The sequence below is a fragment of the Polaribacter sp. AHE13PA genome (assembly GCF_019278505.1).
Lineage (GTDB): Bacteria > Bacteroidota > Bacteroidia > Flavobacteriales > Flavobacteriaceae > Polaribacter.
On the sequence record NZ_CP058985.1, the window covers coordinates 2,877,076 to 2,902,783 of the forward strand.

Here is a 25,708-nt window from a genome sequence, read left to right on the forward strand (position 1 = left end):
TTTTAGAAAATTAAAACTATATAATTAATTTGATTTGTTGCGCCAATACAAATACTGCAAAATTTTTCTCTTCTATTGATGAAATTCCTTCCCAAATATGGGAGGCTTTAGACTGTACAAAAAACAGTTATTTTCATCCTTATTTTTTAAAGTATATCGAAAAAAATCATCCAGAAATTACCTTTTCATATATTGTTTTGGTAGATCAAAAAAATATACCAACGGCTTTTGCCAGTTTAACAATAATTAATTTTGAACTAAATTCTATAAAAAATGATTTCGAAATTTTAAAAACTATTGGAAAAAAACTTCATGTGTTTCCTGGTAAAAAACCGCTACAACTGCTTATCTGCGGGAGTCCTTTTGTGAGTGGAGAGCATGGTATTTTTATAAAGCAAAATCAAGATAAAAAAGCCATTATAAAAGAATTAGCAGAAAGTATAAATCACTTTGTAAATTCTGATAAAAAACTAAAGAAACAAATTGATGCATTTCTTATAAAAGATTTTACAAAGGAATCCTTACCCATAACAAACACTTTAAAAAAATTTAGTTATCATCCGTTTTCTGTAGAACCAAACATGAAACTTCAACTCCATGAAAATTGGCAAAATTTTGATGATTATTTGGCTGCTATGAAAACCAAATTTAGGGTAAAAGCTAAAAAAGCTTTTAAACAGAGCGTCGCAATTAAAATTAAAGATGTCACTTTAGAAAACATTGATAAAATGTTGCCAGAAATGACTATACTGTATGAAAAAGTTGCCTCGAATGCAGGTTTTAATTTAGGTGTTTTTAATTTAGAAACTTACAGGAATTTTAAAAAACTGTTTGGAGAAAATTACATTTTAAAATCTTATTGTTTAGATGATAAACTTGTTGGATTTGTATCTGGAATTATCAACCAAGAATCTTTAGATGCCCATTTTGTAGGTATAGATTATCAATTAAATAGAGAGCATGCTATTTACCAAAGAATGTTGTATGATTATATAGAAATTGCCATCGATAAAAAATTAAAAACCATTAATTTTGGAAGAACTGCTAGTGAAATAAAAAGTTCTGTTGGAGCAGTCCCTCAAGATTTAACCATGTATCTTCGTCATCAGAAAACTATTAAAAACAAAATTTTAAAGTTATTTTTGCAAAGAGTTCAACCAACTCCATTTCAACAAAAATTTCCATTTAAAACTTTAGAAACTAAGCATGAAAAACACTAAAGAATTAATTTCACTTTTAAATTTAGAAGATTTAGGTAACCATAATTTTAGCGGAAACAGCGTAACCATTGGTAGTCCAAATGTTTTTGGCGGACAAGTTATAGCACAAGCGGTAAATGCGGCTTATAAAACCATACCAGAAAATCGTTTTTTACATTCTTTACATTCTTATTTTTTAGAGGCTGGAGATTTAACAATTCCTATTAATTATCATGTACAAGAAGTAAGAAATGGAGGTAGTTTTTCTACAAGAAGAGTTACTGCAAGTCAAAATGAAAAAACTATTTTTATTCTAGCAGCTTCATTTCATAAAGAAGAAGATGGTTTTGAGCACCAGGCAACGTTTGATGCAACTATAAAACAACCAGAAAAATTATTGAGTTGGGATGATATGTTAAAAAAGTTTGGTGATTTTTTACCAAAATCCATGAAATACTTTTTAAGTATAGAAAGACCTATAGAATTTAAACCCGTAAGAATACCAAACCCATTACAACCAGAAAACTTACCACCAAACGAGCAAGTTTGGTTTCGCTTAAAAGGTGAAAAGCAAGAAATGGCTTTTAGAACAAAACAAGAAATTCTTTCCTATATTTCTGATTACAACATACTAAATGCCGCATTTAACCCAAATGCGAGTAATTACAATTTTGGAAACACTCAAACCGCAAGTTTAGATCATTCTATGTGGTTTTTTAGAGATTTCGATTTTGATGATTGGATGTTGTACTCTGTAGAATCTCCAAATGCTTTTGGTGCTAGAGGTTTATCTAAAGGAAATATTTTTACAAGAGATGGTAAATTAATTGCCTCTGTAGCGCAAGAAGGATTGTTAAGACCTATGAAAAAGTAGGCAATAGCAAAATTAAAAAATTAGAATTATGAGTGAAACTTTGATATATATATTTACCACAAACGGGTTATTATTTTTAATAAGTATTCTTTTTTGGAAATTCCCTCCAAAAAAAGTGAATGGAATTTATGGTTACAAAACACCAAAAGCAATGCTAAATCAAGAAATATGGGATTTTGCGAATGCTAATTTTAATAAAAGTTTTTTAATCTACTCTGGTATTTCTTTTTTAGGTGCCTTAGCTCTTGTAAACTTTGCTACTATAGAATTAACTTGGCAACCAATGGTTTTAGTGCTATTATCTATTTTAGTTAGTGTTATAAAAACAGAAAGAGCATTAAACGATAATTTTACTGAGGAAGGTAAAAAGAAGAAAAATTAGAAATTTTTCAATCTAAAAAACCTTTTTAAAGACCTATCAAAATTAACCTTCAATAAAAACACCTTATGCTTCAGTTAACTTTATAAAGTTCAATTTATTTAGACAGAAATTATAATTTAAAGAATTGAATTATTAAATTGGATATTGAAAAGTCTTGTTTCTTGCGTTTTTTAGCAAAGCGGTCTTAAGTCTTTTTTAGTCGGTATTTTGATGTATCAACTAAAAACTGTTTCTAAAATTTGGAGTGATTTTGGCTTCCTAAACCCATCTAAATGGAGTTCGAAGTACTGAATTATAATTTTTAAAACGATCTGTCTTTCTTGTTTACCAAAAGATACATTTTCTATTTCATCAAAAGTAATTCCTAATAGCTTTTTGAATTGGTAATAATAGTTACCAGAAATAAGGTTTTTTTGAGAGGTTAAATCAGAGAAGACCCCCTCACTTAAATCAAATCCCAATTTATCAGCATCAGACAAATCTGGATAAAAACCTAGAAAACGGGTTAAATTCAGTAAAAATAACAAGTGAAAATTTGCAATTTTATCATGTAAATCTAACCAAATAAGTCCCGATTCTAAATACTCGTAAAGCCCTTCATTCTTTTCCTCTTCTTTTATTGCATAAGACAATACTTCAGATAAAAACAACACCACAGATTGCTTAACAATATCTCTATAAATAGTTTGATAAGGGTATGAAACCTGAACTTCTTTAATAGAATTTAAAGTCCCTTTATTATTGTGGCTTGCAACAATTGTTAGCTGCGTTAATGGCTGAAAATAAGCTGCTTTTAATCCTCCTTTTTTAGCTTTTAAAATACCTCTAATTAAATAAGACTTTACCCCTTCTTCTTCTGTAAAACATTTTACAATTAGGCTTGAGTCTCCAAATTTTAAAGCACTTAAAACAATTGCTTTTGTAGTTACAACAGCCATTTTAGTTTACAATTGCAATTTTAGTAACAGCTGTTTCCGTTGCATCATCATTAGATAATAATACAATATAAATACCAGAAGCTACATTAGTACCTGCAAGATTTTTTTTATTCCAAACCACTTTTCCCCCTTGTAATTCCTGCCCTTCTACCACATTGGTTTCATATACTAAGTTACCGGCAACATCAATTATTTTTACATTAGTTCCTTTTGGTAAATGTGTACCGTTTCTACCATCAATAGTAACCGTTTCATGATTTTTTAATGCAGGGTTTGGGTATGCATAAATATCTGGAATAACATCACCGAAAGGTGCCACTTTACTATTATAAACTACAATACCTTTATTGGTTGCAAAATAAACTTTACCAGTACTATTATCTACAGCTATTTTTACAATTTTATTAGATGGTAATGGCGAATTGTCCATACTAAAATTGGCTAAGGTTGTTTGTCCGTTTGGATTGGTATAAATTACACCACCATTATCTGTACCAAACCACTTATTGTCTGCGCCATCTACCACAATGCTATTAACACGTTGATCCCCCAAAAGTCTTTCTCCAAAACCCTCCTCGTTTCCGTTGATAACTACCGCATTTGCATTTGGTGTAGCATCATCAAAAACACCTGATGCATTGTTATACATAACCAAACCAGATCTAGTACCAATCCAAACTCTATTGCTACCATCTACAACTACAGATTGTACATTTACATCCGGAAGATTCCCTAAATTAGGCGTTGCAATTAATGCCTTTTTTCTAGCTCCGCTCTCATTAAATACATATACACCGTTTCCTCTAGATCCATACCAAAGACTGTTATTTCTATCAATAGCAATTTCACTTATACCTGCTCTACTAGCATCTGTTTCTACAGATCGCATATCAAAACTAGTCCAATTGCCACTTGTAGAAAGTTTTTTTAACTCACTATCGACCAAAACATTTGTTACCCATAAGTTTCCTTCAGGGTCGAAAATAGTACCACTAACCCTTACCGTTACCCTGTTTGGGTCGGCTGCTTCAATATCTGCTAACGGACTATTTAAATGATTATAAAAGGTTTTAAGTTCATCGTTTTCTATCACTAATAAACCTCCTGTAGCATTTTTATTAGTATCTGATGTTACGTTTGTATCTCCAAAAGAACTAACATAAACTCTATTTTCTACATTTGGATCGATTGTAATGTGGTTTAAATCTGAAAAAGGAGCATCTGAATTTAAATTTATATTTTTCCATTTTACTCCATCAATTTCTTTACCGTTAAAATGGCTAATAACACCTATTCTATTTCCAATAGGTCCATAAACATCTGTATAACCACCATAAACAACCCAAACATTGTTATTGCTTGCCGCTATTGAAAACACATCATTTTCTAAAGGTCCTTCTGGATGGATTTCTACATAATCATCGTTATCTTTATGTCTTTGTAATAAACCAAACTCTGTGGTTACTAAAAAAATGGTATCATCTTCAAAAAAAGAATTGTTTAAAGTAAAATTGAAATTTCCTGTTGTGGTAAATTGAAAAACAGTGTTTAAAGAAGTATCTATAATTACAGAATTTTGACCTAAAGTAGCTGTCAAAAAGGAAGATGAACTTTTAATAGAAATAATTGGTTGAGAAAAATCTCTTATTTCATTTAAAACACTTCCATTTATTTCATATAATTTCGATCCAGAAATTGCAAATACATTATTATTAAACGTTACTAATTCCTTAAAATTATTGCCACTAAATTGCTGATTCCAATTATTAAAGTCTATTAAAGATGTATTATTTGTATCTGCCGTATAAATTCCGTCTTCAGTAGCTGCATAAATTACATCATTTAAAACAGTTGTTGTATTAATTCCTATAGCACTAGATTCTTTACCAATAAAATAGGTATCACCAAACTCTAACCTGTCAATATCATACACTACAATAGCAAATGGAGTAGACAAATACAATTTGCCATTATACTCTGTAATATCATTGATACTTTTTTCTCCAGATTGATTAAAACTAACAATATCTGAAGAAATGGTTATTAAACCATCTTCATCTACAACTTCTACCAATCCGTTTTCATAACCAATTACCAACCTTTTAAAACCACTATTATAATGAATAGAACTTGTAGTTTCTCCAGACAAGCCTTGTACAGAAGATAGTTTTTCAATCTCTTTAGTACCCACGTTGTACGTAAAAACAGCATTGTCTGATAAGGCATAAATTACATCATCTACCTTTACAAAATCTTTTACATTGTTGTAAGAGTAAAAGTCCTCCCAAGAAGTACTATAATCTGTCTGAGCGGAAAATGATACTGAGAAAAATAAGATAGAAAGTATAAAGAATTTTTTCATCATTTAAGTTTAATATCCCAAAGATATTTCTTTTTTATCATTAAACGTAAACATGCTAGTATTAGTACACTTTTTAACCCTATTTCTAAGATTTATTCTAATTTGTAATATATAATCTAACTAAAAAGAATACTTATTGAGGATGACAGTTTGTTTTAAAAAAGTATTTTTGTGACGATTGTTAAAACAGGATATGAAACTGATTACTTTAGATGATTTTATAGACACGTATTTTAAAGCAATACAACGAGGTAGCAAGTTTTTCTTTTCTAAATTTACGTTTAACAAAGAAGTTAGAACAAAAAGTGCTTTTGATAACTCTTCCTTTATTTCTTCTAATTTTTGGTCTATTCCTAAGGTTGTAGAACGATGGAATTTTTTAATTTCTGGTGATAAAAATGTAGATTATATTAGTTTTATTACGGATGATTTTTTGAAAGACAAAACCAACCTAAGGCTTCTTTCTTTAGGTTCTGGTATTTGCAATCCAGAAATTGAATTGGCCAAAAACAACACCATTTTTAAAGAAGTTGTTTGTTTAGATATTGCTGACAATTTACTTCAGATTGCAGCGAAAAAAGCAGCGAAAAATGGCGTAACAAACATTAAATTTATTGCTAAGAACATTGATGATTTTGAGTTTAATAAAAATGATTTTGATGTTATATTCTTTAAAGCTTCTTTACATCATTTTGATAAAATAGAATCTTTATTATCTGGCAGAGTACAAAAAGTATTAAAACCAGATGGATTACTTATAATTAATGAATTTGTAGGAACTACAAGGCATCAGTTTTCTAAAACACAAATAACAGCAATCAATGAAGCGTTAAAATCTATTCCTAAGAAATTTAGAACACAATTTAAAAGTAACCTTCATAAAAACAAATACAGAGGCGTTGGTGTGCTTAGAATGATCATGGCAGACCCTTCTGAATGTATTGATTCAGAAAGTATTATTCCGTCTATCCATAAACATTATACCACGCTTGTAGAAAGACCTTACGGAAATAATTTATTGATGAGCACGCTTAGAGATATTTCTCATCATTTCTATGAATTAGATACCGAAAAGGAGCAAGTTTTGGACAAGCTTTTTGCCCTAGAAGACAAATATCTAAAAGAAAATCAGTCTGATTTTGTATTTGGCATTTATCAGAATAAAAAATAACATTATTTATTACAATACCTAAGTTACGGTAAAAAACATCCATTTTATGAGTTTAGAAATAGAAAGAAAATTTTTAGTAAAAAACGACGATTTTAAACGTGAAAGTTTTGCTCAAAAAAGCATTAAACAAGGCTATTTAAATTCTGATAAAAACAGAACTGTAAGAGTTAGAATTGCAGATGAAAAAGCTTTTATGACTATTAAAGGAAAATCTAACGCAACAGGAACAACTCGTTTTGAATGGGAAAAAGAAATTGACAAATCGGAAGCCGAAAGTTTACTTTTATTATGTGAACCTAGTGTAATTGATAAAACAAGATATTTAATTAAAGTTGGTGATCACACTTTTGAAGTGGATGAATTTTATGGCGACAACCAAGGTTTAACAGTTGCAGAAGTAGAATTAAACTCAGAAACTGAAACTTTTACAAAACCAAATTGGCTAGACCAAGAAGTTACTGGAGATGTAAAATACTATAATTCTAGCATTAGTAAACATCCTTTTAAAGATTGGGTTTAAAAATTACAAGTAGTAAATTCCTATAAAATGACTGATACTGCCTAATAAAACAAATACGTGAAAAATGGCGTGGTTATAAGGTATCTTTTTGATGGAATATAAAATAGCCCCAATGGTGTAAAAAACTCCTCCGCCAATTAATAAGTTTAAATTAAAACTTGGTAAAGCAACCATTAAAGGTTTTATAAAAAATACCACTTGCCAGCCCATTAAAAGATACATTGCTGTAGAAATTTTATCGAACCTTCCTGTAAAAAATAGCTTTAAAATAATACCTGTTAAGGCAAAAATCCAAACCGCAATAAACATATACCAACCTAAGTCAGAATTTAAAGCGACCAAACAAAAAGGAGTATAACTCCCAGCAATTAAAGCATAAATAGCGGCATGATCAAAAATATTTAACCGTCTTCTTTTCTTCGGATTTTTAGCTGCATGATAAAATGTAGATGCTGCATATAAAACAATTAAACTCACCCCATAAATAACAAAACTAGCAATATCCCAAAAGTTAGCATAGTTGGTTGCTTTTACTATTAAAAAAGGAAAAACAATTACACTTGCAAGCAAACCTAAACCATGAGACAAAACGTTTAAGCGTTCTTCTGTTTCGGAATATCCTGGATTTAATTTTACACTCATTTTGTGCTATTTGTATCTTTCATATACTTTTTATCATTTGCCAAATCGTTGTAAATCACATCAAATGTCTTATCTTTTAATTGATCTCTATCTTTTAAAGACAACCCTTTAGTAGAAATAAATTTATGCTGGCGTACTCTAAAAACTCCCATACCTCCTTTAAAAATATCCCAAGAAAACAAACGTTTACAATCGTAATAAACTTGTGGTACAATTGGTATCTCAAACTCTATTGCTAAACTAAAAGCTCCTTTTTTAAATGGTGCCAAAATCACATCTTCTTCCGGTACTAATCCTTCTGGAAAAATAGCCATACTTACGCCGTTTTGCAATCTTTTTTTAGCCATGCTAAAAACTCTTCTTCTACTTTCGGGATTATTTCTATCTACCATAATCACCACTCGTTTATAGAAAAAACCAAAAACAGGTATTTTAACCAACTCTTGCTTACCAACAAATACAATAGGGTTTTTACTGATGGCAATCAAAACAAAAGGATCCATTAAAGAAGTATGGTTTGGGCAAAACATATAACTTTTATTCGGTTCTAATTCTTCATCAAATTGTACATTTAAACGAAAACCCATCCCGTAAATTAGAATTTTAGATAAAACTCTAGCAATTCTCCAAAAAATATGATAATGCGCTTCTTTAAAAGTGAATAACAACAAAAGTGGGGACATCACTAAAATAGTTATGATCATTAAAAGGTAAAACCACAAACGCCAAATTAAAAGAAAAGGAACCTTAAGGTACTTCATAGAATCAATAAAAGTTGCTAGATGATTTAAAATAGTAATCACTTAAAAAGAATAAAGTTACTCTCCTAAATTCTACTATCAAACAAAAATACTAATATTCTTTTGTTTGATAGGTTTTCTTAAACAAAACCTTATTTTTGTAATTGCAGAGAGTAATGAGAAGCTCTCCATCAAAAAAAAGATAAAAACAATATAATGTCTAGAATTTTAACAGGTGTACAAAGTACAGGAACTCCACATTTAGGAAATTTATTAGGGGCTATTTTACCAGCAATAAAAATGGCAAATAGTCCAGGAAATGAATCTTTTATATTTATTGCAGATATGCATTCTTTAACCCAAATTAAAGATGGAAAAGAATTAAGAGAAAACACGTACAGTGTTGCTGCTACTTGGCTTGCTTGTGGATTAGACATTAATAAAACCATATTTTACAGACAAAGCGACATACCACAAACTACAGAATTGACTTGGTATTTAAGCTGTTTTTTTCCATATCAAAGACTAACTTTAGCACACGGATTTAAAGATAAAGCTGATAGATTAGGTGATGTAAATGCAGGTTTATTTACCTACCCAATGTTAATGGCTGCAGATATTTTATTGTATGATGCAGAAGTTGTACCTGTTGGTAAAGATCAGTTACAACATTTAGAAATGACCCGTGATGTAGCCAATAGATTTAACAATATTGTCGGCGAAACATTGGTTCCGCCTCAAGCAGAAATTCAAAAAAACACAAAATTAGTTCCTGGAATTGATGGTGAAAAAATGAGTAAATCTAGAAATAACATTATCAATATTTTCTTACCAGACAAGAAGTTAAGAAAACAAATAATGTCTATTAAAACAGATAGTTTAGGGTTAGAAGATCCTAAAAACCCAGATACAGATAATGTTTTTGGACTCTATAAGTTATTAGCTTCTGATGAGCAGATTGCAACAATGAGAGCAAATTACGAAGGTGGTAATTATGGCTACGGACACGCAAAACAAGCTTTATATGAATTGATTCTTGAACAATTTTCACCAATAAGAGACCGCTACAATCATTATATGGAAAATAAGCATGAACTTGATGAGGCTTTAAAAATTGGAGCAGAAAAAGCAACTGTAGTTGCAAACGGAGTTCTAAAAAGAGTAAGGTCAAAAATTGGTTACTAAACCTATTTTACCAATATAAAAACCACGCTAAATGCGTGGTTTTATTTTTTAGATATGGTTTACTCTATGCCCATTCACATATAATACCTCCCATAAATGCCAAAGTTACTATCCAATAACCAGCATTAATAGCAACGTATTTTACAGATTTCCTTTCAAACATTGCTATAATTGATAAAATAGGTAATACAAAAAACAGTCCCGTTAAAATACCATGTAATAAACCGTGTTTAAAGGTTCTATAATTATTTCCATACTTAGTCATAAAATCTTCAAAATAAACAAGCGCTTCACCTTCTAGTTCTGTTGAACCAGATACTAACATTGTAGAGAAAACACCACCTTGATGAATTACAAGAGATTGTAAAATGAAAGCTATAAAAAAACTAAATATATAACAGAGTATAAACGTTAATACCATGTTCTTGTTAGCTAAAGATTCTTTGGTAAATCCCATTTCTTTCATCCAAGTATTTCCAAATAAGGGACCATACCAGATAAAACCGATAACTAAAGGAATTAAAGCAGCTATAAAAAAGATGTAAATATTCGTTTGCATGATTAAAAGTTTTTGGTTGAATACCAAATATAGCTAATCTGAAATTAGAAATTTATTCCATAAAAAAAGCCGAAAACAAATGCTTTCGGCTTCAATAAGACTTTATAAAGTCCTTTTATTTGATCTTCATAGATTTTGCAGTTGCTTCTAACTCAAACAAAAATGCTCTTTTGTTAACAGAAGGTGCATACGTGAAACCTTCAAAAATAATTAATCGGTTGTTCTTTTTATCCACCACCGTATAGTTTAAAAATGGACCTGCCATAAAATCATTTTTAACTTCCCACTTACCACGAGTTTCATAGGCTTTTTTACCATCTATAACAGCATCAAAAGTAAAAGGAGTATATGCTTTTTCTGTAATCATATGCATGGTTTCTGGGTCTGAACCTGGTATATATTTCTTACCAATTCTATTTCTAACGGCTACAATACTATCAGATACTTGTGTTTCATCTTCTAAAGGAACAGAATACACTAAAATATTATTACTTCCTGTTTTTGCAATTCCGCTTGATAAATGCTGACGCAACCATAAAAAATCTCCCGTATCATCTACGGTGTTAAATTTATTATTGATGGTTAATGAAATCCCTAAATTTTGAAGTGTTTTAAATTGAGAATCATCCAATTTGTTTTTTGCAAACAAATTTTGAAGCATTTTAACATCCGAAGCTATAAAGGTTTTAATAATTTCTTCATGATGTTTTTTAAACAAGTTTACAACACCTTCTTTGTCTTTAGCATACACATAAACAATAGTTTGTGGATCTGCATAAACATTGGTTCTAACAAAATATTTTTCTTCATCGGCAACACCTATAACCAGAATATTTCTACCAGCTTGCATCATCTTTCCAAAACCATTTGGAGCCACTTGAGAAACAGATAAAAGAGGCTCTGGTTGTGGCAAACCAACCATCAATTCTCCAAAAGAATTTCTTATTTCTTTACCAATATCACCAGCCCAATCACTAGCTTTAGTAACTACCATTACTTTGTTTACTTTACCAACAGATGATCGTAAAGTAATTTTATCGTTACCTCCACCACATGAGGTAAATAAAACTGTAAATGCAAGCAACGTAAATATTTTTTTCATGAGTTTAGTTATTTTTATGTTATAAAGTTGGTTCTTACTTCTAAAAGTTTAACACTCCAAATACTGTTCCACTTTTAAAGTATTTCTAAGAAAAACAAAAATGTTTATCAGAAATACTTTACAGCTAGTTAACAATGTATTTTTCCTGTTCGGTTTTACTACTTTATTATTTCTCTAAACAGAGACTATTTCCCTATTTTTTTAGGATAAACAGACAATCTTTGCCCTATTTTTAATCGGCTTGTTTTTAAACTATTCCAACGTTTTAAGTCACTTACCCGAACTCCAAATTTATTTGCTATTTTACCTAAAAAATCTCCATTAACTACTCTGTAACGTATACGTTGGTCCATTTCGAAATACTTAGGTAAAGGTTTTTCTCTCTGCGCATCATCTGTATCTGCCAAAGCATAAATTTCTTTTTCCTTATCTAAAAACTCAATAATCTTGTTACTTGGTAATATTAAAGCATAATTTTTATCTTCTACAAACGGAATAATATCCAATTTATAAGACGGGTTTAACTCAGACAACACCTCTTCATCAATAGCTATCTTCTCTGAAATTTGATCGAAACTAATGGTTCTTTTAACATGAATTGTATCTGTCTGAAAATTAAAAAATTGTGGAAGTTCAGAATAAATATTATGTTCATTTGCATATTCAAAAATATACATCGTTGCATAAAAAGCAGGTACATAACTTGCGGTTTCTCTTGGCAAATAAGGTCTTATATTCCAATAATTTGTATATCCTCCAGAACGCTTAATAGCTTTTCTTACATTTCCAGGCCCAGAATTGTAAGCTGCTAAAGCTAAATCCCAATCACCAAAAACAGTAAATAACTGACTTAAATATTTACAAGCAGCAATTGTTGCTTTTACGGGATCTTGGCGCTCATCTACATAAGAACTCACTTTTAAATCGAACTCCACTCCTGTGCCATACATAAATTGCCACAAACCTGTTGCTCCAGCTCCAGATTTAATTTTTGGTCTTAAAGCAGACTCTACAATAGCCAAATATTTCATTTCTAAAGGAATATCATATTGATCTAAATATTGCTCGAACATTGGAAAATAGTATTTTGCTTTTGCCATTAAAGCAGGATAGTATCTTTTACGATGCAATAAATAACTATTAATTACTTGTTCTAAAGAAGGATTAAATGCTAAATTAAAAGGCGTTTTATTATTTAAAGCAGTAAGACGTAATTTTAATAAATCTGTTGTTAAAACAGTGCTTGTGTTTCCAATAATATCTATATCATTTATTACATAACTTAACGAATCTACTAAAGCCGAATTAAATTTATCATCAACTAATAAGCTATCAATTGCATCTAAATCTGCATCAGAAAAAAAACTTTTTCTAACAGGCTCTTTTAAGGTGCCTTTGGTTATAAATAAAGTATCTTTTTTTATTTGTGAAAAAATAGTACTAGTAAATAGGAGGAATATAATTAGTTTATTCATGTTTTGTTTTAAATGTCAAGTTCTACTGCAATTGGGCAATGGTCTGAATGTTTTGCTTCTGGTAAAATATAGGCTCTAGAAATTTTTTCTTTTAAAGGTTCTGAAACCATCGCATAATCTAAACGCCAACCTTTATTATTTGCCCTAGAATTTGCTCTGTAACTCCACCAAGAATATTCTTGTTTTTCTTGATTTAAAAAACGAAAACTATCTATAAACCCGTTCTTAATAAATTCGCCAATCCAAGTTCTTTCTACGGGTAAAAAGCCAGAAACATTTTTCATTTTTGGGTTGTGAATATCAATTTCTTCATGACAAATATTATAATCTCCACAGATTACTAAATTCGGAATTTCTAGTTTTAAATTATTGATGTATTCTTGAAATTCATCCATGTATTTAAACTTAAAGTCTAACCTTTCAGAATTAGTACCAGAAGGTAAATACAAGCTCATTACAGAAACACCATCGAAGTCTACACGTAAATTTCTACCTTCAAAATCCATAGATTCAATTCCGGTTCCATACTCAATATGATTTGGTTTTTCTTTACAAAAAATAGCTACAGAAGAGTATCCTTTTTTCTGTGCAGAAAACCAATAATGATATGGGTAACCTGCATTTTCAAAATCGGTAAGATCTAATTGTTCTTTATGTGCCTTGGTTTCTTGTATGCAAATTACATCTGGATTTGCGGCTTCTAACCAATCTAAAAATCCTTTTTTTAATGCGGCTCTAATGCCGTTTACGTTGTATGATATTATCTTCATGTATGCTTTTTAATTTCCTGATAAAGGAAAACACTCTTATTTTTAATTTATTGCTCTAGCACTATTGGATCCTTTAAAAATACCCAAGTAATCTGCTTTTTCTTTCCTGCTTCAGTTAGAATTAATCTTTTTCTTGGCGATATTATAAATGCTAAAACGGCACAAATACCCCCTTTTAAAAGGAAGTTATCCATTGTATACAATTGATCAAAAATGAACATAAATACAACAATAAGAATTGGATAAATAATCCAATATGTTTTCTTAAATAAATTCATTTTAAAACTTCATTTCTGGTATTTCCCCATTAACTACCAATGTTCCTTCTGTTGCTTTCTGAATATCTTCTACAGAAACACCAGGAGCTCTTTCTAACAAGTGAAACACGTTATCTCTTACTTCTAGAAATGCTAAGTTTGTTACTATTTTTGTTACACAACCAACTCCCGTTAAAGGCAAAGAACATTTCTTTAAAATTTTAGACTCACCACGTTTATTGGTGTGCATCATGGCAACAATAATATTTTCTGCAGAAGCAACTAAATCCATTGCGCCTCCCATTCCTTTTACCATTTTTCCTGGAATTTTCCAGTTGGCAATATCACCATTTTCTGCAACTTCCATTGCTCCTAGAATAGTTAAATCTACATGCTTACCACGAATCATTGCAAAACTCATAGAAGAATCGAAAAAACTTGCTCCAGGCATCGTTGTTATCGTTTGTTTCCCTGCATTTATAATATCTGCATCTTCTTCACCTTCAAAAGGAAAAGGTCCCATTCCTAGAACACCATTTTCACTTTGAAACTCAACCTCTATACCTTCACGGACGTAATTTGCAACCAAGGTTGGAATACCAATACCCAAGTTCACATAAAATCCGTTTTGAACTTCTTGTGCGATTCGCTTTGCAATTCCTATTTTGTCTAACATATTATTAATTTGATGATTAATAGATTTGATAATTAGAAAAAGTATTAATTTAACCTCATGTCATTCCTGTAAAAACAGAAAACTATCATTAATTTTAAATTAATACAGTATCGATTCTTGTCTACGTCAAGAATAACAAACGAATAATTATTCGCGATTACGCACCGTTCTTTGTTCAATTCTTTTCTCATAATCTTTACCTTGAAAAATACGTTGTACAAATATTCCGGGAATATGAATATTGTTTGGGTCCAATTCTCCAACCTCTACCAATTCTTCTACTTCAGCCACAGTAATTGTTGCGGCACCGCACATATTCGGATTAAAATTTCTAGAAGTTCCTTTAAAAATTAAATTACCTGCTGCATCTCCTTTCCAAGCTTTTACAAAGGCAAAATCCGCTTTAAAAGCAGGCTCCAAAACATACATTTTACCATCAAACTCTCTGGTTTCTTTTCCTTCTGCAACTTCTGTTCCGTAACCTGCAGGCGTATAAAATGCAGGAAAACCAGCTTGTGCAGCTCTACATTTTTCAGCTAATGTTCCTTGTGGAGTTAATTCTACTTCTAACTCTCCAGATAACATTTGGCGTTCAAACTCATCATTTTCTCCTACATAAGAAGAAATCATTTTTTTGATTTGCTTATTTTGAAGCAATAAGCCTAAACCAAAATCATCTACACCTGCATTATTAGAAATACAAGTAACATTTCTAACATTTAGTTTTACAAGTTCTGAAATTGCATTTTCTGGGATTCCACATAAACCAAAACCACCCAACATAAAAGTCATTCCATTTTTAACGCCTTTTAAAGCATCTTCTACGTTTTTTACCTTTTTATTGATCATAATGTTCCTGTTTTAGAGCTTCCCGACTATGCGCGAAGTGACATTCTTGTAATTTACTAAAAAATAAATTTAGCACAAAATAAAGAATTTATTGAAATAAAGAATCCCCTAAAAACTTAGGAGACTCTTTCTATACTAAAAATCGGTATCTTCATCTATAGGAGTATCCTCATCACCAGATGTATCATTACAATCAATATTGATTGATAAGTTCTCTGGTTTTTCAAAATCTTTCTTACTCACATTTAACGTTTCATCTGCATATACTTTTTGCATATATAACGCCCAAGAAGGTAAAGCCATTGTAGCACCTTGTCCTTTTGCAATACCTGCAAAATGAGTTGCTCTATCTTCTCCACCTGTCCAAACACCTGTTGCTAAATTAGGTACAATCCCCATAAACCAACCATCTGATTGATTTTGAGTGGTACCTGTTTTACCTGCAATAGGATTTGTAAATTTATAAGGATGACCTGTAATATAATCGGCTTTTTTCCAAGGTAAACGTAAACGAACACCAGAACCAGATTGGGTAACTCCTTTTAATAAATCTAACACAACATAAGCAGATTCTTCGCTTAAAACCTCTTTCGTTTCTGGTGTAAATTCTTCTAAAACAGTTCCGTTTTTATCTTCAATTCTTGTTAAAATCATTGGTGCAACTCGTAAACCTTGATTTGCAAAAGTAGCATAGGCACTTACCATTTCTAATAATGATAAATCTACGGCTCCTAATGCAATAGAAGGATTTGCAGGAATATCACTTTCTATACCAGCAGATTTTGCTAAACGCACTACATTTTCTGGACCAACCATATCTATTAATCTCGCAGACATTGTATTTACAGAACCAGCTAAACCATCTTTTAGGCTTAACATTCCTCCATACTTTTTACTCGCATTTTCTGGTGTCCATGCTTTTGGTATTCCATATTTTCCTTTTGGAATTGTATATGGTATGTTTGGAAATTCATCGCAAGGAGATAATTTTAATTGATTAATTGCAGCAGCATATACAAATGGTTTAAAGGTAGAACCTACTTGCCTTTTTTGTTGTGCAACAGCATCATATTTAAAATGCTTGTTATTAACTCCTCCTACCCAAGCTTTAATATGACCAGATTGTGGCTCTATAGACAACAATCCAGCACGTAAAAAGTATTTATAATATCTTACAGAATCCATTGGAGACATAATAGTATCAATATCACCTTTCCAAGAAAAAACACTCATTTCCGTTTTTGTTTTGAAAACTTCATCAATATACTTATTAGATTTTCCTGCAATTTTTAACCGCTTATATCTATCCGAGTTTTTCTTAGCTCTTTCTAAAATTCTGTTAATTTCAGATTCTTTTATATCATAAAAAGGTGCTGTTTTGTTTCTTTTTTGTTCTGTAAAAAAGTAAGACTGTAAGTTAGACATATGTTCTTCAATAGCTTCTTCTGCATATTTTTGCATTCTAGAATCTATAGTTACATAAATCTTTAAACCGTCTCTAAAAATATTATATTCTTCTCCATTTGGTTTTGGGTTTTCCTCTACCCATTTTCTTAAATATTTCTGTAAATACGTTCTAAAATAAGTTGCAGAACCATCACTATGTCCTTCTTTATGAATATCTAAACCTAAATCTAATGCTTGTAAAGAGTCTTTTTCTTGTTCTGAAATAAATTCGCTACGGTTCATTTGTTTTAACACAACGTTCCTACGATTTTTTACACGTTCTGCTCTTCTTAAAGGATTAAATAATGATGCATTTTTTAACATACCAACCAACATTGCAGATTCTTGCACCTCTAATTCTTTTGGTTCTTTACCAAAATAAATACGAGCTGCAGAACGAATACCAACTGCCTGGTTTATAAAATCGTACTTATTTAAGTACATTGTAAGAATTTCGTTTTTGGTATATTGTCTTTCTAATTTTGTAGCAACCACCCATTCTTTTACTTTTTGGCCAACTCTTAAAAAGATATTTCTAGAAGCTCTACCAGTAAATAACATTTTTGCTAATTGCTGTGTAATTGTACTAGCACCTCCACTTCCTGGTTTTAAGATAGCTCTTGCAGTTCCTTTAAAATCAATACCAGAATGCTCAAAAAAACGTTCATCTTCCGTTGCTACTAATGCTTTTATTAAATTATCTGGTAAATCAGTAAACTTAATAGGTGTTCTATTTTCTGTAGCATATTTACCCAATGTTTTACCATCTGAAGAAATAATTTCTGTTGCTAAGTTATTTTCTGGATTTTCTAACTCTTCAAACGTTGGTAATTTTCCTAAACCACCCCAAGAAGCAATTAAAAACAATAATAATATTGATGCAAATCCACCTAGAACTAGCAACCAAAACCATTTAATATATTTTTTAAAATCTGTCGTTTTCTTCTGTGTCATTTCTATTTTAATTTTCTATGCTAAAGCCAACATCCTGAATTCCTTTTAAAAATTCAATTGCCTTTACTTCTCCATTTTTACGCATTGCATGGCGCACATTAAATGTATAATTTCCAGAAACTGGAAATGCCTTTTTTTCTTTATAAAATAATTTATTTTCTTTAATCTCTGTAAAACCAACACCTAAAAAACGCCCTGTTTTATCTGCCATTTCGTATTGTAAAGTATCTACAACCTTTGTTTCATTAGGAAAAACAAGCTCTGTAATAAGATACAAATTACTATAAGCATACTCATTATTATTTCTAATATTGATAAATAGATTTTTTGGAGAAATAGTGTCTTTTACATCAAACTCAAAAAATATTTTCTCATTCGCTTTCCAACCTTCATTGTCTATTGATTTATATAGATTAAAATCTGATTTATCATCACAAGAAAACAGCAATAAAAGAGATCCTAAAACAATTAAAAAAGGATTACTTTTCAGAATTGTTATCATTTTTAGGGTTATTATTTTTACGGTTTCTATTATTTCTCCTTGGCTTATTTACTTTTTTAACTTCACCTTCTGGCTTTTTTATATCCTTAGCTTCTCCTTCTGGTTTCTTTACATCACCTTGAGGTTTCGGTCTTGGTTTTCTTTGCGGCCTTGGTTTTGGCTGAGCATTTGGTTTAGCCTTTTGATTCGGATTCGCATTCGGATTCAGTTTGGCTTTAGGCTTCTGATTTGGGTTTGTATTTGGTTGTTTCTTAGCTTGTGGCTTTCTTTTCTGATTTGGGTTCGGCTTTTGACTGGTTGTTGCCTTTTGGTTAGGATTTGGTTTTTGATTTGGGTTAGACCTTGTCCTTGGCTTAGTATTATTATTAGCAACTGCAGCCGGTTTTTTCTTATTTCTTCTCTTACGATTGCTTGTTTTAGGAGTATCAAAACGCGTTAAACTATCTTGCCCTACAGCATCTTCGAAATCTACTTTAACAGGAATTTCTACATCTGCTTCATATTCTTCTAACGAAATAGATTTTTCATTATTTTTATTAAGCGCTATTATTTCTAAAACTTGTTCTAATGTAAGTCTAAACCATTTAAAACGCTCTTCTTTGTAGGTATACCAAAGATGATTTTTAAAAATATCCATCTTTACAAATACGGCATCTCCCTTTTCTGTTTTTAGTACTAAATCTTGTTTCGGAAATGATTTTAAAGCATCTAAATACGTGTCTAATTCAAAATTTAAACAACACTTTAGTTTACCACATTGTCCTGCTAACTTTAAAGGATTTAAAGATAATTGTTGATAACGTGCCGCAGATGTTGTTACTTTTCTAAAATCTGTTAACCAAGTAGAACAACATAACTCTCTACCACAAGAACCAACACCTCCTAAACGGGCAGCTTCTTGTCTTGCACCTACTTGCTTCATTTCTACACGAATAGAAAATGCACTTGCCAAATCTCTAATTAACTGTCTAAAATCTACTCTTGTATCTGCCGTATAATAGAACGTAGCTTTATTTCCATCACCTTGATATTCTACATCAGACAATTTCATTTGCAAACCTAAACGTCCTAGAATTTCCCTTCCTTTTCTTTGCGTTTCTTCTTCTTTGCCTCTTGCCTCTTGCCAAATATCTATATCTCTCTGACTCGCTTTTCTGTAAATTTTCTTTACATCTTCATGATCTGCGGTAATTTTGCGTTTTTTCATTTGCACTTTTACCAACTCTCCTGCCAAAGAAACTGTACCAATATCATGTCCTGGAGCACCTTCTACCGCCACAATATCTCCCATAGTGATGGGTAAATTATCTGGATTTGTATAAAAATGCTTTCTTCCGTTTTTAAAACGGACTTCAAAAATATTAAATCTTTCTTGTCCGCTTGGTAACGTCATATTAGACAACCAATCAAAAACGGCTAGTTTATTACTACCACTTCCGCAGGTTCCTGACCCACAATTACCATTACTCTTGCAACCTTTTGGTACTCCATTTTCTGTTGTACCACAACTTCCACATGCCATGTAAGTATATATATTTTTATAGTTGATAGTCTTTAAAGTTTATTATTAGCAGCAAATCCACTAAAAACATCGCTATAAAACCTAAAAACCTCTTGGTTCATAAATTGATTATCAGACAGATACTAACATACCGCCTCATCTTCACTAATTCGTAAATATACGCATTCTCAAAGAATGAAAAAATAGGTTTATGAAAGTTAACAAAACTACTTTTTAATTTATTGATACTTCAAATGTAGTCTGAAAAATTGTTTGCTCCCTCATCCGTTTAGTATTTGCATGGGTTTAATTAGTATTCGTATAAAAACCTCTTTTTTTAACAAAAAAAAGCCCTCAATAGATGAGGACTTTATTTTAAAACTTATGTAATTCTTAAACTTGCTTTACTTCAATAATTTTTACAGGACACGCTTTTTTTGCTTCTAAAGAAGGATAAAAAATAGATTCATCAAAAGATTTTATAGTGAAAAAACCTTTCTTTTCTATGGAATGTAACAATACCGATTTTCCGTCTTTTTTAGACATCTGAAACTGACTTGGAGCAACTTCTACACAATAATTACAACCAATACATTTGTTTCTTTGTAATGTAATTACCACCATTAGTTTTGTGCAAATTCAGTTTTTACAATCTTGTACAACTTGTCTGATCTTCTTATTTTGAAATCTAATTTCATGGTAACTTCGTCTCCTTTAGTTGCTTTTTCGGCTGCAACATCATTCACAAACATTTGCTTAACTTCCATTTCTTGTGCTCCGGTGGTTGGACCTGTAATTAAAATGGTATCTCCCAAAGCAACATCATACGCGTCAATTTTAAATTGACCAATTTTAGCTTTATCAAAATAATGTTCTCCTTTCCCTAAATAAACTTTCTTTTGTGTTGCATGAGAACCAGATTCTTTACTCCATTCTCCCAATTTCTGACCTAAATAATAGCCATTCCAAAAACCACGATTGTAGACTTTTTCTAGTTCTTGCATCCAAGAAATTACTTTTTCCTTGTCGTAGGTTCCGTTTGCCAAACTATCAATTGCATCTCTGTAACATTTAATTACTTTAGCTACATATTCTGGCGCTCTTCCTCTACCTTCAATCTTTAAAACTTTAATTCCGGCATCTGCAACTTGGTCTAAAAAGTCAATCGTACATAAATCTTTAGGAGACATTATATACTCATTATCTAACTCCATTTCAAAACCAGTTTCCTGATCGATAACCGTATATTTTTTTCTACAATTTTGTTTGCAAGCACCTCTATTTGCTGATGAATTATGCGAATGCAAACTCATATAACATTTACCTGAAACTGCCATACACAAAGCACCATGACCAAAAATTTCAACTTCAACCAATCTGCCTGAAGGTCCTTTTATTTGATCTTTCTCAATTGCTTCTGTAATCTTTTTTACTTGTCGTAAACTCAACTCTCTACTTAAGACAATTGTATCAGCAAAAAGTGCATAAAACTTTACAGTTTCTATATTTGTAATATTAATTTGCGTAGAAATATGGACTTCCATTTGTTGTTCTCTCGCCATAGAAATCACTGCTTGATCCATGGCAATTACCGCAGTAATATTTGCTTCTTTTGCACGTTTTATCAATGTTTTTACTATTGATAAATCATGGTCGTAAACTATAGTATTTAATGTAAGATAGGTTCTCACATTTTTTTCTGAACATCTTTTAGAAATCTCTTCTAAATCATCTAAAGTAAAATTAACAGAAGCTCTTGCTCGCATATTAAGCTGCTCTACTCCAAAATAAATAGAATCGCAACCATTATCTAAAGCAGCTTGCATAGATTCAAAATTACCGGCTGGCGCCATTAATTCGATTTTTTGCATGACTTTACTTTTTAAATTTTAAAGCTTCAGAACGACCTTTCTTAAAGATCTTATTGCTATTTCCTTTTCCTTTTCTTAATTCCTTTTGCTCCTCAAAAGACAACTGAATTATTTCTTGGCAATCTGCAGAACAGGTGTTTTCTGTTCTTTCTGCACATTCATCACATTGAATAAACAATAAATGACATGCTTCATTAGCACAATTTGTATGCTCATCACACGCTTTACCGCATTGGTGACAGTTAGAAACTACATCATCTGTAATACGTTCTGCTCTTCTATGATCGAACACAAAGTTTTTACCGATAAATTTATTCTCGATGCCCTCTTCTTTTACCTGACGTGTGTATTCTATAATTCCGCCTTCTAACTGAAAAACATTTTTAAATCCTTTGTGTTTGTAATACGCAGATGCTTTTTCACAACGAATTCCGCCAGTACAATACATCAACAAGTTTTTGTCTTCTTTATTGTCTTTTAAATCTTCTTCTATAATATCTAAAGAATCTCTAAAGGTATCTACATCTGGAGTTACAGCACCATCAAAATGACCAATTTCACTCTCGTAATGATTACGCATATCTACACAAACCGTATCTGGATTTGCTAACATTTCGTTGAATTCTGCTGCATTTAAATGCACTCCTTTTGCTGTTACATCAAAAGTTGCATCATTTAAACCATCAGCAACAATTTTGTTTCTAACTTTTACTTTTAGCTTTAAAAAAGATTTATTATCGTGCTCTATAGCAACATTTAAACGAATATCCTTTAAAAAAGAAATACTGTCTAATTGGTCTTTTAGGGCATAAAAGTTTTCTGATGGAACAGATAATTGAGCGTTGATACCTTCGTATGAAACATAGATTCGACCTAAAACATCGAGTTCATTCCATTCTAAAAATAATTTATCTCTAAATAATTGTGGGTTTTCTATCTTAAAATATTGATAAAAAGAAATTGTTAAGCGGTCTTTGCCAGCTTCGTCTATTAATGCAGCGCGTTCTATTGCGCTTAACTTATTGTACAGTTGCATGCTATACTAATTAGGTTAACGTTTTAAACTGAACTTGTTTCAGTTTTTTTTTTATAAGCTGCAAAGTTACTGATTTTAGAAAGAGATTTTATGATTTTTATCATGGATTTGAGAGACTTTGCTAGGTCTTAAAAAAGCTAGCAAACAAAATTAGCCCTGATTGAAGTGACATCCTTTTTTATTTTTCATAAAAAAGATATAACGGAAAGCAGGAAATAGCTTCAAAAAAATAAAGATCCTATTATTTAAAAATTACCACAAACTGTTTAAATTTAAACATTAGAAAAATTTGTGATTCAATTTTAAACTTTGGTTGATTTATAAGGGGTTAAGTGATTTATATAATTATTATTTTTAGGATATTTGCAACTCAATATAATATTAAATTTTTAGGCGATGAAAATAGCTGTAGTAGGTGCAACTGGAATGGTGGGCACAGTAATGTTAAAAGTTTTAGAAGAGCGTAACTTACCAATAACGGAATTAATTCCTGTAGCTTCTGCAAGATCTGCTGGAAAAAAATTATCATATAAAGGGAAAGAATATACCATAGTTACTTTAGAGGATGCTGTAAAATTGAAGCCAGATGTTGCTTTGTTTTCTGCAGGTGGAGACACTTCTCTAGAATGGGCGCCTAAATTTGCTGAAGTTGGTACAACAGTTATCGATAACTCTTCTGCTTGGAGAATGGACCCAACAAAAAAATTAGTGGTTCCAGAAATTAATGGAGACGTTTTAACAAAAGACGACAAAATTATTGCAAACCCTAACTGTTCTACAATTCAGTTAGTAGCAGTTTTATCTCCGTTACATTTAAAGTATAAAATGAAACGTGTGGTTATTTCTACATATCAATCTGTTTCTGGTTCTGGCGTTAAAGCGGTACAGCAATTAGATAATGAAGAGGCTGGTATAGATGGCGAAATGGCATATCCTCATAAAATTGGTAGAAATGCAATTCCACATTGTGATGTTTTCTTAGAAAACGGATACACAAAAGAGGAAATGAAATTGGTAAAAGAACCTAAGAAAATTTTGCGTGATGATTCTTTTTCTGTTACTGCAACTGCGGTTAGAATACCTACTGCGGGGGGACATTCTGAAGCTGTAAACGTTCAGTTTGAAAATGCCTTTGATTTAGCGGAAGTTAGAAAAATATTAAGTGAAACTCCTGGAGTAATTGTAGAGGATGACTTGGCTAACAACGTATATCCGATGGCAATAAATGCACATGATAAGGATGAAGTTTTTGTTGGACGAATTAGAAGGGATGAATCTCAAGAAAATACCTTAAATTTGTGGATCGTTGCAGACAACTTACGTAAAGGTGCAGCTACAAACACAATACAAATTGCCGAATATTTAATTGCAAATAATTTGGTATAAAATAAACATTTTTAATGGCAACATTTCATAAAATAAATATACACGAAGTGATTAGAGAAACCGCAGATGCGGTTTCTCTTGTATTTAAAATACCCGGTAATTTAAAGTCTAAGTTTGCTTTTCATGCAGGGCAATACTTAACACTTAAAAAAACGATTAACGGTAAAGAAGTTAGAAGAGCCTATTCTATTTGTTCTTCTCCTAGCGATTCTTATTTAAAAGTAGCTATTAAAGCAGTAGAAAATGGTACTTTTTCTACGTATGCAACTACAGAATTAAAAGAAGGTAATTTTATTGAAATTTCTGAACCTGAAGGTCTGTTTACCCTAGAAACAAAACCTAATAAAAACTACATCGCTTTTGCTGCAGGATCTGGTATAACACCAATTCTATCTATGGTTAAAGATGTATTAGAAAACGAAGTTTCGTCTACTTTTACATTAATTTATGGTAACAAAACAGTTGCAGATACTATTTTTAAAGAAGAATTAGATGTTTTAAAAGAAGCAAATCCAGATCGTTTTAACCTACACTACATTTGTAGTAGAGAACAGCTAGAAGGTTCTTTATTTGGTCGAATAGACAAAGCACACACTAATTTCTACATTAACAATAGTTATAAAAATACTTCTTTTGATGCTGCTTTTTTATGTGGACCAGAAAGTATGATTGATGAAGTTTCCGCAACACTTACAGAACGTGGTTTTGCTAAAGAGAATATTCATTTTGAATTATTTACAACTTCTATAGACGAAGAGGCTGTAGCGGAGATAAAAGAAGGTACTACAGAAGTTATTGTAATGCTAGATGATGAGGAAACAACCTTTACTATGAACCAAACTGACGATCTATTATCGGCCAGTTTACGTAACAATTTAGATGCTCCATATTCTTGCCAAGGAGGAGTTTGTAGCACCTGTATGTGTAAGGTTACAGAAGGAAATGCTATTATGGTTAAGAATTCCATTTTAACAGATAGCGAAATTGAAGAAGGATTGGTTTTAGCCTGTCAGGCATACCCTACAACTTCAAAAATTTCAATAGATTTTGATGATGTTTAAAAATATATAGTTGTCCTGCAAGGTTCCAAAAGCCTTGTAGGTATCAACCTCTATAAATACCACTTTTTTTTGGCGTTCGAGCGGGCTTTCCGCTATATCTTTTTACTAAAAAGCAAAAAGGATGTCACTGCAATCCCTAACGCAAGTGCAGTTATCTCTATTAAATATCGTAAGAACCAGGCTTTAAAGTATTAAAAAACCTCATAACAAATTCACAAACGTATTACAAGGAACGTAGAGAGGAATTTCA

At 31.2% G+C, this 25,708-nt stretch carries 25 protein-coding genes; 8 read left to right on the forward strand and 17 right to left on the reverse strand.

All coding sequences use genetic code 11. The features are described 5' to 3' along the window. Positions 1-29: 29 nt before the first annotated feature. From H0I28_RS12335 to H0I28_RS12345, 3 genes are read left to right on the forward strand one after another with little or no spacing between them, the layout of a single operon-like run. Complete coding sequence (locus tag H0I28_RS12335) at positions 30-1,220, forward strand: peptidogalycan biosysnthesis protein (protein WP_254712771.1); 1,191 nt, start codon at positions 30-32, stop codon at positions 1,218-1,220. Then, positions 1,207-2,073 (forward strand): acyl-CoA thioesterase II, encoded by an 867-nt coding sequence (locus H0I28_RS12340; RefSeq protein ID WP_218731780.1) that lies wholly within the window; start codon positions 1,207-1,209, stop codon positions 2,071-2,073. Before H0I28_RS12335 ends, H0I28_RS12340 begins: the two co-directional genes overlap by 14 nt. A 28-nt stretch (positions 2,074-2,101) precedes the next feature. After that, positions 2,102-2,455 (forward strand): SdpI family protein, encoded by a 354-nt coding sequence (locus tag H0I28_RS12345; RefSeq protein WP_218731781.1) that lies wholly within the window; start codon positions 2,102-2,104, stop codon positions 2,453-2,455. Positions 2,456-2,670: 215 nt separating this feature from the next. Here the strand turns inward: H0I28_RS12345 and recO are convergent, their stop codons facing one another. After that, positions 2,671-3,393 carry a DNA repair protein RecO gene (gene recO / locus H0I28_RS12350; protein WP_218731782.1) on the reverse strand — a complete coding sequence of 241 codons (723 nt, stop codon included), beginning with the start codon at positions 3,391-3,393 and terminating at the stop codon, positions 2,671-2,673. A 1-nt stretch (position 3,394) separates the two neighbouring features. Then, complete coding sequence (locus H0I28_RS12355; protein WP_218759297.1) at positions 3,395-5,755, reverse strand: hypothetical protein; 2,361 nt, start codon at positions 5,753-5,755, stop codon at positions 3,395-3,397. A 193-nt stretch (positions 5,756-5,948) separates the two neighbouring features. Between H0I28_RS12355 and H0I28_RS12360 the strand changes: the two genes are divergently transcribed. Beyond that, positions 5,949-6,926: a class I SAM-dependent methyltransferase gene (locus tag H0I28_RS12360; RefSeq protein ID WP_218759298.1), complete on the forward strand. Its 978-nt coding sequence runs from the start codon at positions 5,949-5,951 to the stop codon at positions 6,924-6,926. 46 nt (positions 6,927-6,972) lie between these two features. Continuing rightward, complete coding sequence (locus H0I28_RS12365) at positions 6,973-7,446, forward strand: CYTH domain-containing protein (RefSeq protein ID WP_218759299.1); 474 nt, start codon at positions 6,973-6,975, stop codon at positions 7,444-7,446. Positions 7,447-7,449: 3 nt separating this feature from the next. Here the strand turns inward: H0I28_RS12365 and H0I28_RS12370 are convergent, their stop codons facing one another. Together H0I28_RS12370 and H0I28_RS12375 are read right to left on the reverse strand one after the other, a co-directional pair. Beyond that, positions 7,450-8,088 carry a hemolysin III family protein gene (locus H0I28_RS12370; RefSeq protein ID WP_218731786.1) on the reverse strand — a complete coding sequence of 213 codons (639 nt, stop codon included), beginning with the start codon at positions 8,086-8,088 and terminating at the stop codon, positions 7,450-7,452. Beyond that, entirely contained in the window at positions 8,085-8,849 is a 765-nt protein-coding gene (locus tag H0I28_RS12375) for a 1-acyl-sn-glycerol-3-phosphate acyltransferase (protein ID WP_218759300.1), read from the reverse strand. Before H0I28_RS12375 ends, H0I28_RS12370 begins: the two co-directional genes overlap by 4 nt. Positions 8,850-9,044: 195 nt before the next feature. Between H0I28_RS12375 and trpS the strand changes: the two genes are divergently transcribed. After that, the gene (trpS, locus tag H0I28_RS12380) at positions 9,045-10,013 is read left to right on the forward strand and encodes a tryptophan--tRNA ligase (RefSeq protein WP_218731788.1); all 969 of its coding nucleotides are present in this window, start codon (positions 9,045-9,047) and stop codon (positions 10,011-10,013) included. A 64-nt stretch (positions 10,014-10,077) separates the two neighbouring features. Here trpS and H0I28_RS12385 read toward each other — a convergent pair whose 3' ends face one another. From H0I28_RS12385 to H0I28_RS12445, 13 genes are all read right to left on the reverse strand, one after another. Further along, positions 10,078-10,572 (reverse strand): DUF1761 domain-containing protein, encoded by a 495-nt coding sequence (locus tag H0I28_RS12385; protein ID WP_218759301.1) that lies wholly within the window; start codon positions 10,570-10,572, stop codon positions 10,078-10,080. Between the two features lie 115 nt (positions 10,573-10,687). Beyond that, complete coding sequence (locus H0I28_RS12390) at positions 10,688-11,674, reverse strand: DUF4837 family protein (protein WP_218731790.1); 987 nt, start codon at positions 11,672-11,674, stop codon at positions 10,688-10,690. A 185-nt stretch (positions 11,675-11,859) separates the two neighbouring features. Then, a complete protein-coding gene (locus tag H0I28_RS12395) occupies positions 11,860-13,149 on the reverse strand; it encodes a lytic transglycosylase domain-containing protein (RefSeq protein ID WP_218759302.1) in 1,290 nt (429 codons plus the stop codon). 8 nt (positions 13,150-13,157) lie between these two features. Further along, positions 13,158-13,919 (reverse strand): exodeoxyribonuclease III, encoded by a 762-nt coding sequence (locus tag H0I28_RS12400; RefSeq protein ID WP_165731679.1) that lies wholly within the window; start codon positions 13,917-13,919, stop codon positions 13,158-13,160. 47 nt (positions 13,920-13,966) lie between these two features. After that, entirely contained in the window at positions 13,967-14,197 is a 231-nt protein-coding gene (locus tag H0I28_RS12405; protein ID WP_218759303.1) for a hypothetical protein, read from the reverse strand. A gap of 1 nt (position 14,198) precedes the next feature. After that, positions 14,199-14,852: a 3-oxoacid CoA-transferase subunit B gene (locus tag H0I28_RS12410; RefSeq protein ID WP_218759304.1), complete on the reverse strand. Its 654-nt coding sequence runs from the start codon at positions 14,850-14,852 to the stop codon at positions 14,199-14,201. Between the two features lie 147 nt (positions 14,853-14,999). Continuing rightward, positions 15,000-15,701, reverse strand: coding sequence for a CoA transferase subunit A (locus tag H0I28_RS12415; protein ID WP_218759305.1), 702 nt, complete (start codon positions 15,699-15,701; stop codon positions 15,000-15,002). A gap of 135 nt (positions 15,702-15,836) precedes the next feature. Then, complete coding sequence (locus tag H0I28_RS12420; protein ID WP_218754656.1) at positions 15,837-18,101, reverse strand: penicillin-binding protein 1A; 2,265 nt, start codon at positions 18,099-18,101, stop codon at positions 15,837-15,839. A 7-nt stretch (positions 18,102-18,108) separates the two neighbouring features. Then, on the reverse strand, positions 18,109-18,603 hold the full coding sequence (locus tag H0I28_RS12425; RefSeq protein ID WP_218759306.1) for a gliding motility lipoprotein GldH: 495 nt from the start codon (positions 18,601-18,603) through the stop codon (positions 18,109-18,111). Further along, on the reverse strand, positions 18,581-20,125 hold the full coding sequence (ricT, locus tag H0I28_RS12430) for a regulatory iron-sulfur-containing complex subunit RicT (RefSeq protein WP_218759307.1): 1,545 nt from the start codon (positions 20,123-20,125) through the stop codon (positions 18,581-18,583). Before ricT ends, H0I28_RS12425 begins: the two co-directional genes overlap by 23 nt. A gap of 372 nt (positions 20,126-20,497) precedes the next feature. Next, on the reverse strand, positions 20,498-20,728 hold the full coding sequence (locus tag H0I28_RS12435; RefSeq protein WP_165731672.1) for a ferredoxin: 231 nt from the start codon (positions 20,726-20,728) through the stop codon (positions 20,498-20,500). Next, positions 20,728-21,975 carry a peptidase U32 family protein gene (locus tag H0I28_RS12440; RefSeq protein WP_218754659.1) on the reverse strand — a complete coding sequence of 416 codons (1,248 nt, stop codon included), beginning with the start codon at positions 21,973-21,975 and terminating at the stop codon, positions 20,728-20,730. Before H0I28_RS12440 ends, H0I28_RS12435 begins: the two co-directional genes overlap by 1 nt. Positions 21,976-21,979: 4 nt before the next feature. Then, positions 21,980-23,011 carry a rhodanese-related sulfurtransferase gene (locus tag H0I28_RS12445; RefSeq protein WP_218759308.1) on the reverse strand — a complete coding sequence of 344 codons (1,032 nt, stop codon included), beginning with the start codon at positions 23,009-23,011 and terminating at the stop codon, positions 21,980-21,982. Between the two features lie 396 nt (positions 23,012-23,407). Here H0I28_RS12445 and H0I28_RS12450 point away from each other — a divergent pair, with 396 nt between their 5' ends. Continuing rightward, complete coding sequence (locus H0I28_RS12450) at positions 23,408-24,397, forward strand: aspartate-semialdehyde dehydrogenase (protein WP_218754661.1); 990 nt, start codon at positions 23,408-23,410, stop codon at positions 24,395-24,397. Between the two features lie 14 nt (positions 24,398-24,411). Then, positions 24,412-25,458: a ferredoxin--NADP reductase gene (locus H0I28_RS12455; protein WP_218759309.1), complete on the forward strand. Its 1,047-nt coding sequence runs from the start codon at positions 24,412-24,414 to the stop codon at positions 25,456-25,458. Positions 25,459-25,708: the final 250 nt, after the last annotated feature.